This window comes from Catenibacterium mitsuokai (genome assembly GCF_025148785.1).
GTDB lineage: Bacteria > Bacillota_I > Bacilli_A > Erysipelotrichales > Coprobacillaceae > Catenibacterium > Catenibacterium mitsuoka.
This window is the reverse complement of record NZ_CP102271.1, coordinates 899250-911917: the sequence shown is the minus strand read 5'-3', so window position 1 is coordinate 911917 and position 12668 is coordinate 899250. Positions and strand designations below refer to the sequence as shown.

Below are 12668 nucleotides of genomic sequence, written 5' to 3'. Positions count from 1 at the left end.
CCATTATAAGGATTTCTTCATATAGTCTACAATTGTTTTTCCTAACTGTTCATGTCCCTTTTGTGTAAGATGGATGCCATCAAATGAAAGTTCTGTAATCACGTCTTCTACATCAATAAAATCTGCATGAAAGCTATCTGCAAGTACTTTTAACTTCTTATTGAGTTCTTTGCTTCTTTGATATCTTTCTTCATCATTACGTAGATAAGGTGGTGCAAGAAGTAATATATGTTCGGCTTTAGACAGGGCACGTCTTAACATCACATGAAGTCCTACTGTGATATGGTCTATAGGTTCTAAATGATCCACATTATTTGTTCCTAGCATAATAATCAATAAACCAATCGGTGCATATTGTCGTAAAGTGATATCATATAAGAATTGTCTTGGTTCAGCAAGTCTTCCATTGAGTCCTGCATTAACGACAAAATCATCCTTATAATTCTCTCTTACTATATCCACCCAGTTTGTTTCATAACGTCCCCCATCAAGAGGGTTAAATCCATAAGTATTAGAATCCCCATAACATACGATATTCATAAATTCATTCCCCTTTTTTCTTATTATACAAAAGCTTTTAAAATAAAGCTCCTCTTTTGCAAATGGGTGGTGATTATTCGCTTATTTACTATGTTTAGAGCTTATTGCATCTCAATATCGCACTCTTTTTGGCGACAAAACTGCCATTTCTATAAATTTTAATACCTTATCGTACTTATCCTTTGGGTCATTCATAATGAACCAAAATAGATTCAGCCAGTCTTGGAGGTGTTCTCTGTCATAAGCTCCGTGATTTCTTATGAATTGTTTCAATAATAAATGAAGATTATTAACTGGATATAATGGGTTGTCTTTATCTGATAAACCTTTTGTTTCTCTTGTAGAGTATACTTTGCTTTCCAGTTCTAATTCTTCAATCAATATACTGTGAGAATGCTCATCATCATGCACTAATATAGAGCCTTTTGCAATATGCTTGCTGTATGTTTCTTTTGTTGATTTTCTTGAGGGTTTTGATGTTCCTGTAACTATAAAAATTGATTTTGTCTCATTACAGGCAACACCAACACCTATTTTATTTCTAGAAATTCCTCTTAGTTTCTTTCCATCTTTTGTCGCTAGTTTACTTTTTGTCTTTGCAAAATAGGTTTCATCTAAATACACTGTACCATCTAGTACAACATTGTCTTGTATTCCTTTTAAGACTTCAAATGTTTTAATCAGCCAATATTTACCTGTAGTTGGTGAATTTCTATTGTCGTAGGCTGTCGAATTTATAGAATGAAATTCAAACAAATGCAGTAAATACTCAATCCATTCTGAAATAGGAATCTTTTTTGAATCAAAGATTGTATTTGTCAAAGGTGTGAAGCGTTTACCACATCCTTTACAAATATATCTTTGTGTTCCGTCTTTCTTATGCCCATACTTTGTAAAATCATGAGATCCACAGAATGGACATTGTTTTATGTCTAAAGAATTTATAAATTCTATTTCTGAAACAGATGATGTTGCATGTTTAGCGTTGTACCATTCTTGAACAGTATTTTCAACAAGCAATTGTCCTTCTGATTTCTCTTGATTTTCAGACCAAGTAAACGAACGTAAAGATGAATATTTTCTACGTTCTTTTTTATTCATTTGTATTTGGCGGTTCGGAGTTTCACGAGATGAATAACCAGAACCGCCAAGTTCCTCTTGATGGTTATTCACCTCATGAAGCTCTTCAAGAGCTTGCCTTTCTACAAGCATTCTAATTATAGCATTGCCTGTAACAAATTGCTACTTACCACCCATTTGCAAAAGAGGAGCTTAAAATAAAAAAACATTGAATTTATAATAATCTCTGTTTATAATGTTTTCTTGTAAAAGAACGGATGATAGTAGCGAAAGAGATTCTTTGTAAGAACACCGAAGGATGGAAGATTTCAGGTAAAAGGATCGCTATTGGACGAATCACTGGAGAGACTCATAATGAGCACCGAAGGAGTAACACTCTCAGGTAAAAGGACAGTGACTTATACTTTTCACTATTAATTCCGTCTAATTTATTAGAAGGAGTTTTTTTATGACCAAATTTTTGACACAAGTCAACAATCTCGTATGGGGTATGCCCCTTATTCTGTTACTACTCGGAACAGGTATTTATTTTACTACTCATTTAAAGTTTATTCAGTTTGTAAGATTAAAGAAAGCTTTCTCTTTGATTTTCAAGAAGAATGAAGATCAGGAAGGCGATGTATCTAGTTTCCAGGCTTTATGTACTGCCCTAAGTTCTACGATTGGAACAGGTAATATTGTAGGGGTCGCCACTGCGATTTCTGCAGGTGGTCCTGGCGCATTATTCTGGATGTGGATTTCAGCTTTCTTTGGAATGGCCACTAAGTATGCAGAAGGCGTTCTTGCAATCAAATATCGTACAAAGGATGAAAACGGACAGATTGCCGGTGGTCCGATGTACTATATTGAAAAAGGTTTACACAATAAGTTTCTAGCAAGTCTATTTGCATTCTTTGGTGTGGCTGTTGCTTATTTAGGTATTGGTACATTCACTCAGGTAAGATCTATTTCTGATGCATTGCATCTTTCTTTCCATGTACCTTATTGGATCAGTGCGATTATTCTTACTCTTCTTGTTGGTTTTATCACAATCGGTGGTATTCATAGAATTGCGGCAGTTGCTGAAAAAGTGATTCCATTTATGTGTGTATTTTATATTGGTGGTGTTGTACTTATTCTAGTAACACATCTTCCAATGATTCCTCATGTATTAAAGATAGTACTTGCCTCAGCTTTTGATATTAAAGCAGTCTTTGGTGCAGGTATGGGTGTTGCGATGAAGATGGGTATAAGTAGAGGAATCTTCTCGAACGAAAGTGGTTTAGGAAGTGCTCCTATTGCGGCAGCTGCTGCACAGACTGATTCATGTGTAGAACAGGGACTTGTTTCTATGACAGGTACTTTTATTGATACAATGGTGATCTGTACAATGACAGGTCTTGCAATTCTAATCACTGGTGCAAATACAAGCGGTTTAGAAGGAGCTGCAGTTACATCACTTGCCTTTAATAGAGGATTAATTATTCCTTTTATTGGTGAATATATTGTAAATATTGGATTAATTTTCTTTGCCTTTACTACAATTATTGGATGGAACTACTACGGTGAAAGATGTATGTATTATCTTGCAGGTATTCGTTCTATCAAGATTTATAAGATCATCTTTATTATTCTTATTGCGATTGGTCCATTCATGTCATTAAAGTTTATCTTTATTCTTGCAGATATCGTCAATGGCTGTATGGCAATTCCTAACCTCATCGGTTTAATTGGACTTAGAAAAGAAGTCATTGCGGAAACAGAAGAATACTTCAAAGAAGAAAACACTTGTACTATAGAAGAATTAAGCATCTAACCTCTCTATTTGAGAGGTTTTTTTCATGCAAAAAAACAGGCCGAAGCCTGTTAATCGAGTGGCTTTTGATAAAATCCACCGACAAAGTTTTCTGTTGGTAATATATTGATGATGACATGAGGATCAATACTCTTCATGAGATCAACAATATCCTGTACTTCATAGCTTGACACGACAGTATGAATCATAGTAAGAGGATGACCACTATAGCCACCTTCGCCATGAAGCATAGTCAAACCATGACGATATTGTGCAATATAAGCCTGACGTAATTCTTCAGGATGAATTGTAGTGATTTCTAAAGTCACACGTTTATATCGCTTATAGAATGTATCAATCGTTTTAGTTGAGAGGAATTGGAATAAAATAGAATATCCTGCATGAATCCAGCCAAACATGAATCCAAATACACATAGCATCAAGGTATTGAAGACAAATATATATTCGAAGATTGACTTATTCATTTTATTCGATACATATAAAGCAATAAAGTCAGTACCAGCTGTACTTGCATTACCTCTTAAGGCAATCGCATGCATTTTTCCCCTTAATCACTTCCGTTTAGATGCTCGAAAACCGCATAAAATCGTTTTAATTTTCCCATTAATCTCTTCCCTTTCCCTAAATCCTGTATGGAAATAAACATTAATTTTAAATATGCCACCGATTTTACATTTTCCGCAATTAGTATGATTTTTACCCCGGCAGCAGATTTCTTTTCCTGAAGGCTGTTTTGTTTCTTCGGGTATTTAAAAAATGGTTGAAATTAGGTACTTAACCAATGTGCCCGTAAATGCTGGTTGTTAAATAACTGGTTGGAGCTTAATGAAAGAAAGAAAAGCCTCATTTGACTCCTATGCACGATTGAAATAATTAAAACCTATTCGTTGTCATTGTCATGACCAGCATATTGACTATTATTTGGATTGCATTGGTTTGCGTGATTATTCAAGTTAGTCTTGTATGCATTGTTGTTTGGATTATGCTGATTGGCATAATTATTAATCTGTGCTTGCGTGTGAGTACGTCCGGATATTCCACGCCCTCTGCTTTTACTCATGTGAAATAATCTCCCTTCTATGTATTTCTGCAATCAATTTTGCCTGCAACAGCGTTATAAATGATTGAGTTATTAACACTTACTCTATACATGTCAGAAAAACGTTTGCCGATTACAATTTTTGTGCAAGAAAAAAGACACCAGCTTTTTGCCAGTGTCTTCGTCTTACGGATGCCCTACCATCCCTCGTTTGAAATTCGCATACTGCACATTCTTTACAACCACACCATCAGGGAATCTCACATCCATATCTTCGCTTCTACGATACGCAACAATCTCGGCTTCAAGTCCGCATTTCATCATTTTCTTTTCGCCGATGCGAAGCTTTCTTTTATTTCTTCTGGAGTCCTGCGGCCTTGCAACACGTCCTTCCATGAAATTTCTGTACTCAATATGCTCTGCAACAGATCCGTCCTCAAAACGGACATCCATATCTATATGTTTTCGATAAGCGATAATTGTAGCTTTGAGCCCATTGTTCATAATATTTGTTTCTCCGACACGATCAATCGGAGGCCTGATGGACCCGTTTAAAAATTCTTTATATGCTGCATGCCTGGCAATATAGCCATCTTCAAACCTAACATCAATATCGGCATAAGCTCCATACCGAATAATCTCAGCTTCAAGTCCACAGTTCATCGTTCTCTTTTCTCCAAGTCTGCGCTTTGCCTGTTCTTTTGGGGTATCATAAGGGTGACCAATCATTCCTAACTTAAATTTTGTATAAGATGTATGTTTGGCAACAGCTCCATCCTCAAACTCTACATCTAAATCCATGGACGACCGGTAAGCAATAATCCTGCACGTCTTACCACTATTCATGGTAGCTTTCCTGCCGATTCTGTCCCGATACTTATAGTCGCACTTGTCACACAACTGCCTTTTTGTAAGACCACGAACATTTAACGGCAGCACATATTCCTTTCCACATGGTCTGTGACGGATTCTGACATGAGCTTCATCCTCGTATCCAATCACCTCGTATTCTTCGTTCCAAGAAAGATCTATTCTTTTCTGCAGCAGCTCCAAGCCATCACATTTCCTCTCGCATATCGGGCATTCATATCCGAAATCCCTTGCTAAACCAAATGAATGATACAGCATTCCGCAATCTGGACAGATCCTGCTCACAATCTGGCATTCTTCTCTCTCTCTTTCTTCGACCAGTTCCAAAAATTCAGCCCCATCATACTTTTCACAAAAAGCTTCGATAATGCGGTTAATGGTCAGCCTGTCCAGTATCAATCGTCCGGTCTTCGTACCGGCAAGCAGGTCTTTTATATCATCTAACGTGACTTTTGGCTGATGCAGATAAACCTGATAGAGGAATTTCGCATACCGGAGGCTTTCTTCATCTGCTGGAACAATCGGTTTATCGCTATCATAGATTGAGTAAATCTGTAACTTGCAGCCATGCTTTGCACAGGCTGTTACCCCATGGAGCGAATGCCATGCTCTGATATAGGGACGTCTCCCGTTCGCCATGTCTTCAGCCAGGCATTCCGGACAGCACATCAGTGCTTTGCAATGATTCTTTTTATTGCCTGGAATTATATGAAAATTTTCTGCCTGCCGGATGACCTGTTCTGCCACAAGAACATTCATGCCTTCATTACGAAACGGCATCATCGTACTGAATTCTGAATGTTTTGACAGGATCTCTTTCAGCGTCGGGAACTTATCACTTTCATATCTTCTACAGATATCCTCTAGTTCCAGCAGTTCTGCACTTCCCTCAAAAGCAACAGAGAACGCCTCTTTTGGCATTCCGTTAACAGAAAACAAAGCTTCCAGCCATGACACAATGTTCTCATCCGGATATATCCGAAACCATATTGGAAATTTGTATTTGTTCAATTGTATACACTCCTTTCTTTAATCTCTTCACCTATCCATGATTCGCCAGATCCTGCAGGATATTTCCTACTCATTCATAGCTTTTTTCAAAGCTGTAAGCCCCTGGCTTGTCTCTCTGTCGATCGTAGCGGCATCGCTTTTCCCTTTCTTCGCCTGATTAGCTGTGGCGGTATTTTTACGTTTCACCTTTGCGTTTGCCTTTTTCAATATTTCCATAGCCTTCTGTGCAAGAAACTTCGAAGGGTGATCCAGGATATCCGGTTCCTTATCGATTGCCTGTCTGATTGCGCGGTTAATCTGCGTTTCAGTATAATTTGAAGTGTCGCTGATTGACTGGAAAGCTCTGCTGCGGACCGCTTCTCTTTTCCTGGTCAGTTCGCCCGCTGCCATCATATCGAACAGCCTTCCTTTTTCTTCGTCATTTTCCGCAGCGACCTCTTTAGCCTGCCTTGCATAGAGCTTTGTAATATACTCGTGATACTGTGCATCTTCCGGATCATCAGGATCAGCAAGCAGTTTTCGGAGTGTCTCCATGTCCCTCCCAATCGTTTTCTCGATGAATGGCACATCAATCGGCTCCATGCGCTTCTCGATTACATCCTTCGTCTGTATAGTAATCACGATGTATTTCAGGAGTGCTATATTCCTGGATGAATGGTACATGAGAAGTTCCTCAATTTCTGTTGTGAACGGACTTTCCACGTTCCCGAACTGATATCTCCAAAGTGTCTTGATTGCATTCTCAAACAAACGTACATTATTCTTCGTAACCTCGTCTGCATTGATAATGTTTTTTGCTACGCGCCTGTTAAGCCTGTCATATTCCAGTACTGCTCTATATCCGTCATCGTTACCAATGAGTCCGAACTGCACCCCGGTTGCCTGTGTGATACTTACAATGTCCTCAATGTTCTTCTTTTTTGGCGAGAAATCAAGGAACTGCACTTCATCTACGATGATGAGTCCGACATGATAGAGTTCGATCCATTTCTTTACAAGCCCTTCTGTTGCAGAGATACTCTTGGCCCCAACGGCCCTTCTTCTATGGTAATCTCCGGTATCCAGAAATCTGTCAAATGCTGCGGCAATGGATTCAAACACGTCTCTGATATCTTTTCTGAGCGCTGTCACCATGACGATGGGGATCTGTACATAGCTGCAGTCCTCAAACTCATGATAGATTACATTAGGATACATGCGACACGCTAAGTTCACAGCCATAGTCTTTCCGCATCCGGTCTTCCCATGAAGCAGAAATCCAATCGGGCTTGGGGCCTCCAGCTTCTGATACAGAACGATAGCACGTCCAAAGCTTCCTTTCCCATACGCTTTCTCATCTTCGTTTGCGGAAATCATGACGTCAGCCCCTTTATATCTGCGGTCCAAAAACTTCCAGATTGTACGGGCTACATCTACATGAATTCCAAGTGGAATCATTGCCATGTCAATGTCTTCTATTGCGGCTAATTTTTCAGCAGTACTCATTTTTTCTACCTGTTCTCTGTCGTATCCCGGAGGATTCACCATTCCAAGAGCCAGGATATCCCTTACCGAAGGCATCTTCGGCAATGCGCATACATCAGGATTATCTTCATATCCGGCGACTCTGCGGTACTGCGCATCTACCATGCTCCCCGCGGTCAGGTCTACATCATCATAAAGATTTTCATCTTTTCTAAGTTCACGGAATGTTAAATTACATTTCAGTCTCTCCATGTTTTCTTCCTTTCTTATACTTCGTCTTCTATCAGTGCCAAGATACGATTGATTTCCTCTTCTCGGCTGAGTTTTCTGTCTCCCATCGTCCTCATTTCATCTGGGATTCTCAAATGCTCAATCGCTGCCAGTTCTTCCTGCTGCTTTGTTAATGTTTCTTTCTCAGGTTCCGGATCAATGGAACTATAAGAACGTTTCGTAATTTCATCTGGATCTTTTCTCATTTCCTGTTTCTTGGCTGTTTTATCCTCCGGATGCGCTTTGCCGTATTTTTTCTTCTTCTTTGGATTCAGGGCTTTTGCCATTTCTGCCTGTTTCTCTACCGTATCCTGCAAATTCAGTTTCGTGTCCAGATATACCTGTTTTGCTTCTTTCATTACTTTTGAGTCCCTCTTTTTACGGATACACTCGTCGTATTCGTCCCAGGTTAAGTCTGCGTATGTATACTGCTGTTCAATTTTTTCCGCAAGAGGTACTCTGTGGATCTCTTTCTTATATCTGATATAGACATTCCTGATATCGTCCACATTGTATCTGACCTCAATATCTTCCGGATGTGGTTCATCTTTTAAAATATCCAAGAACCATGGTTCCTGCGAATAAAAACGCAGTTCCGTCTTATAGAAGGTGTACACGATACCTTTCCTGCGGTTCCATGTAAATTTTCTTTTTTCTTCTTCCTTTGCCAGCATTGCAAACAGATAGGCTGGTCTTGTTGCATCATTTACATTGGTTGGATCTCCTGCTCTGCCATGAGCTTTTTCGTATGCAAAAATCCCTTTCGGTGTTGGCGATACATTGTTATCCACATACTTCTTATCAATGAGTCCCTCAAAAACACGGCGGTTATACAGAATCACTGATTGGTAGACCAGTCCTCTTATTTCTTCCAGTGTCAGACATGCAGCCCCTTTCGCCAGGTCACCGCCACGGTATTTGTCTTCTATATATCCGTTATTCTTTAACTGTGCTTTTAAATAGGTCTGAACCAGTCCGTTGAAGGATTCGACAACCCCCTTTAAGGAACCGCATCCGGGTGGAACCGGAGTATTACGGATGCCAAGTTCCCCCATCGCTTTGCTATATGCCTTGGACATATACTCTGAGCCTCGGTCACAACGAATCTCGTTTGGTACGATCATGGACGGCCAGTCTTCCTCATCATAGTCAATGTTATAGCCTTTCGTCTGGTTCTTATGCGGTTCCAGGAGTGACAGAAACACCTGCTGAAAGCCACGCATGCTGTTATTTTCAAGACTTACATATGCACCGATGCAGATTCCGCTCAATACTTCGACCATACAGTATACGACAGCTTTTCCAAGAACAGTTTCTCCATCATTCTGGTCGACTACATAACAGCCAAGCTCCATCTCATCTGCTTCAACAATCTGTCCCAATTCATAGACTCCGGTTTTGCTGTTTCCAACCAACTGTCTGTCATTGTTCTGTTTGTCTCTCTCATCTTTTCCCTTGCAGGAATAGTCTTCTGTATGCTTTCTGATATAGTTGTAGAGCATCTTGTATGATACTGATCTTTCCTCTTCTGGAAGTGTTACCATCTTGACAGAAGAACCATCTGGTGCCTCGACCGGTTCGCGAAAATACCGGCGCAGAACTGCGTCATATGCCATTCCCGGTTTCCCATACTTTACGAACATCTTAAGACCGTATTTGAGGATTTCGTCAACGCCATTCTTTGGATTCTCGTAGTCTTTCGAATGGGGTACTCTTTTTCTATAATTACCTTTGCGATGGTCAATAAGACTGAATTTATTGCGGCCGGAACGAAGATAATCATAAAACAAAGTTCTCAAATGCCTTCTTGAAATATTAAGAAGTATTGCATCTGCATCATGGTTTACCTGCAAACGACATTTGATAGGATATTCCTCTCTGAAAATAGCTTCCATTACTTCTGCTCGTTGCATAATCATCTCTGATTCTTCATGTGAAATTGCAAATGATAATCCCGCTTTTTCTTCAACCTTCTTATACTCATTGTTTTCTACTGCTGCAATAAATTCTTTGGTATCAATCAGCTTTAATTTATTATTTTTAAGATTGATTAAATTAACCCCAGTAGGTCTCACATCGAAAACTCTCCATTCCTGGTCTTCGAAACTGTAAATATCACCTCTTCTGATAACAGGTGAATCCATTTTTTCTTCAGCTACCTGATTTTCATCGCCTTCAAGAGTGATAACTTCCAGCGGTTCTATTGTCTCTTTCTTTTCGGATGTTTCGTTATTTTTTAATTCTTCCATTATGTTCTCTCCTTTCTGTAATTTCTTCATGAAGGTCACGTGCCACTAATACTCGCTTATACAGCTCATCAATGTCGAAACCAGCACGCTCTACAATCTCATGGAAATCCAAAATCTGTTTATCCATCGGAATATATACATATTTATGTGCAATCAGATATTTCAGTTTCTGTTCTTTGCTGATCACCTTAAATGATTCGTAATAGCTCATGACGCTTTTTACATTCCACACAAGCACCTGATTAATATCTTCGTTCGTTACCAGCTTAAACCTCACTTTCTGAGATTCCCAATAGATCTGTTCTGCTCTCTGACGCATTACCAGATTGTGCAGCCTTGATTCTTTTCCACGGTAGGTACGTTTATTCGGATCAAATGCGCTTCTGTCGTATTTGACTGAGAACGCCGTCTTGCTTCCATCATCGTAATCTACCAGAAAATCCGTGGTCCACCATGGAGCTTTCTTCATCCCAAGTTCTTCTGCAATGGCATTCATCCTATCTGTATCTAAAAGATATTGTTCGCGGATATGTTCCACATTGTCCTGCCAGCGGATTGTTTCATACACCGCAACTTCTGTCTGCGACAGGCAGTGGATCAATCTTTCTTCAAAGGGATCCCAGATGACTGATGCTGTACCCCGCCCCTTATATTCTCTGACCAGAATAAATGGGGTATAGTCTTTTCCGTATCCCTGACAACGTCCTTCTTCGATTTTTCGTTTATGTGATTTCAATTATTTCTCCTTCCTGTTTATTTTTGTTTTCGCCTTCGCAATTAATATGCTTGATTTCTCATGTGCTTTTATTTTCACATACAAATAAACGACCTTTTTCAAACAATTTTCAGACAAGAATTTATCTGCAATTACCGCATTTATACGGTTTTATTTTATTTTTTTGAAACTTCTAATTTTCGGACATCATTTTTAAATAATATGATATAATGTGTTGGTTAGTACCAGTAACCATTACAAATGAGAGGAGGCTGTGCCATGAGCGAGTGGTGGCTGTTTCGTAATACGCGAATCGAAAATATAAACGAACAATACGAAATAGCACGCAAACATTTGCCAGATACAACCCACTGGCTCGGCTCAGAACACAACTACTTCTACATAAAATGTTGCGACGTGGCTCGTTCTGTCTATTCGGACAGCGACACATTTAAGGGCGATATTTCACCACGTCGCCCTATTCAAAGTGGCGATACGTTATATGTAGCAAATATCTATGTACTTGGCGGCACCTTGCCCAAAATACAAAAAACACTAAAACTCCTTCAAGACAAACAGATCCACCTGCGAATCCCATCGCTTGAATATGACGACAAAGATGATACCCACGACCATGAGCTATTATCCGGAACACTTAGCCAAATCCATAACTATCGTCAGGCGCAGCCTATCGAGCAGCTTCCTGGTCACAGGAAAGCTTCTGGAAGACCGAAACGTCGTATATCACTAATGAGCTTACAGCGAAAAGAATTTGATGTCATAGAACAATATTGCCTGCACAAGATCACTGAACGCCAAGCGATGAAATTATTGGCAGGTAAGCTTCCGGATAATAAACCCATTACTCGTTACATATTTCGAAAATTAGTTGATGAATACAGGAAAATGTTCCCAGATTCGGGCGAGATCGATGCTGATCAATATAATGTATAAGTACGGTGCTCCGCATCATAATCCGTCATCACAGGCGCAATATGCCCTGTATCCGGATCGATAAAAATGCCATGTCCCCAATATTCATTGATGGTCGTGTTAATAAGAAGCGAATAGCCACGTTTCTGACCATCATCAAGCCATGATCTAAGGATGCCGCCCAACTTAAAGTCTGCTTCCTGATCACAGCAAAATTCCGGTTTCGTAAATAAGCTTATGTATCGGATGTCGCATCGAGTTTTGAAAATAGCCAAATTCCCTTCGTATGTTTTCGGATAAAAAACCAATTTGTCAAGGCTGTTCCAAAGCTTTGCCCAATTGGCCCCTTTCAGCTTCTCCATCCCGTCACCAATAAGGGCTTCCGTATCCCTCATCAATTCAAGGTAGTTCCTTACTTCTTCGTTAAGTTCCTTGCTCTCCGGGTTTGTGAATTCAATTTTCTCCATGTGTTTCCTCCTTTTTGAATCTATGGTTTACAGTTATACCTAAATTTGTCCCTATTTTTAGGGATAAATTACTTTGGCATACTCTATATGTCAGAATCAGACAACACGTTTCGTTTCTCATACAGCCTCAAACTGAATGTTGTAATTTTGCCTGTAAATCCGCGCTTTTTCCCAATTGCAACTCAAAAGAAATCTTACATACATGTTCTATTTAGGCATAAAAATACCCACAAGC

10 protein-coding genes and 2 riboswitches are annotated in these 12668 nt (G+C 39.5%); of the genes, 2 read left to right on the top strand and 8 right to left on the bottom strand.

The window, feature by feature from the left end:
* Nucleotides 1–3 precede the first annotated feature (3 nt).
* Nucleotides 4–540: a GDSL-type esterase/lipase family protein gene (locus NQ499_RS04580; protein WP_006505567.1), complete on the bottom strand. Its 537-nt coding sequence runs from the start codon at nucleotides 538–540 to the stop codon at nucleotides 4–6.
* A 111-nt stretch (nucleotides 541–651) separates the two neighbouring features.
* Complete coding sequence (locus NQ499_RS04575; protein ID WP_259848616.1) at nucleotides 652–1752, bottom strand: IS1/IS1595 family N-terminal zinc-binding domain-containing protein; 1101 nt, start codon at nucleotides 1750–1752, stop codon at nucleotides 652–654.
* Between the two features lie 125 nt (nucleotides 1753–1877).
* Nucleotides 1878–1954: riboswitch (glycine riboswitch) on the top strand.
* A riboswitch (glycine riboswitch) is annotated at nucleotides 1955–2023 on the top strand.
* 45 nt (nucleotides 2024–2068) lie between these two features.
* On the opposite strand from NQ499_RS04575, the gene NQ499_RS04570 reads away from it, so the two are divergent.
* Nucleotides 2069–3415: an alanine/glycine:cation symporter family protein gene (locus NQ499_RS04570; protein ID WP_006504781.1), complete on the top strand. Its 1347-nt coding sequence runs from the start codon at nucleotides 2069–2071 to the stop codon at nucleotides 3413–3415.
* 50 nt (nucleotides 3416–3465) lie between these two features.
* On the opposite strand, the gene NQ499_RS04565 is transcribed toward NQ499_RS04570, so the two are convergent.
* The 5 genes from NQ499_RS04565 to NQ499_RS04545 form a co-directional block, all read right to left on the bottom strand.
* Complete coding sequence (locus tag NQ499_RS04565; RefSeq protein WP_006504780.1) at nucleotides 3466–3954, bottom strand: YitT family protein; 489 nt, start codon at nucleotides 3952–3954, stop codon at nucleotides 3466–3468.
* Between the two features lie 686 nt (nucleotides 3955–4640).
* Entirely contained in the window at nucleotides 4641–6335 is a 1695-nt protein-coding gene (locus NQ499_RS04560) for a TniQ family protein (protein ID WP_238319817.1), read from the bottom strand.
* 66 nt (nucleotides 6336–6401) lie between these two features.
* A complete protein-coding gene (locus tag NQ499_RS04555; RefSeq protein WP_006504778.1) occupies nucleotides 6402–8051 on the bottom strand; it encodes an AAA family ATPase in 1650 nt (549 codons plus the stop codon).
* 14 nt (nucleotides 8052–8065) lie between these two features.
* A complete protein-coding gene (locus NQ499_RS04550; protein ID WP_238319816.1) occupies nucleotides 8066–10318 on the bottom strand; it encodes a transposase in 2253 nt (750 codons plus the stop codon).
* Nucleotides 10299–11054: a TnsA endonuclease N-terminal domain-containing protein gene (locus NQ499_RS04545; RefSeq protein ID WP_006504776.1), complete on the bottom strand. Its 756-nt coding sequence runs from the start codon at nucleotides 11052–11054 to the stop codon at nucleotides 10299–10301. The genes NQ499_RS04550 and NQ499_RS04545 overlap by 20 nt, the downstream gene beginning before the upstream one ends.
* Nucleotides 11055–11312: 258 nt before the next feature.
* Here NQ499_RS04545 and NQ499_RS04540 point away from each other — a divergent pair, with 258 nt between their 5' ends.
* Nucleotides 11313–11987 (top strand): recombinase family protein, encoded by a 675-nt coding sequence (locus NQ499_RS04540; protein ID WP_238319815.1) that lies wholly within the window; start codon nucleotides 11313–11315, stop codon nucleotides 11985–11987.
* Here NQ499_RS04540 and NQ499_RS04535 read toward each other — a convergent pair.
* Nucleotides 11972–12433, bottom strand: coding sequence for a hypothetical protein (locus NQ499_RS04535; RefSeq protein WP_006504774.1), 462 nt, complete (start codon nucleotides 12431–12433; stop codon nucleotides 11972–11974). The two genes, NQ499_RS04540 and NQ499_RS04535, sit on opposite strands and share 16 nt — an antisense overlap.
* Nucleotides 12434–12668 lie beyond the last annotated feature (235 nt).

What these genes read in the sequence shown, in the direction of transcription:
- NQ499_RS04580 (WP_006505567.1), bottom strand. Translation starts at nt 540, where the DNA reads ATGAATATCGTATGTTATGGGGATTCTAATACTTATGGATTTAACCCT.
- NQ499_RS04575 (WP_259848616.1), bottom strand. Translation starts at nt 1,752, where the DNA reads ATGCTTGTAGAAAGGCAAGCTCTTGAAGAGCTTCATGAGGTGAATAAC.
- NQ499_RS04570 (WP_006504781.1), top strand. Translation starts at nt 2,069, where the DNA reads ATGACCAAATTTTTGACACAAGTCAACAATCTCGTATGGGGTATGCCC.
- NQ499_RS04565 (WP_006504780.1), bottom strand. Translation starts at nt 3,954, where the DNA reads ATGCATGCGATTGCCTTAAGAGGTAATGCAAGTACAGCTGGTACTGAC.
- NQ499_RS04555 (WP_006504778.1), bottom strand. Translation starts at nt 8,051, where the DNA reads ATGGAGAGACTGAAATGTAATTTAACATTCCGTGAACTTAGAAAAGAT.
- NQ499_RS04550 (WP_238319816.1), bottom strand. Translation starts at nt 10,318, where the DNA reads ATGGAAGAATTAAAAAATAACGAAACATCCGAAAAGAAAGAGACAATA.
- NQ499_RS04540 (WP_238319815.1), top strand. Translation starts at nt 11,313, where the DNA reads ATGAGCGAGTGGTGGCTGTTTCGTAATACGCGAATCGAAAATATAAAC.
- NQ499_RS04535 (WP_006504774.1), bottom strand. Translation starts at nt 12,433, where the DNA reads ATGGAGAAAATTGAATTCACAAACCCGGAGAGCAAGGAACTTAACGAA.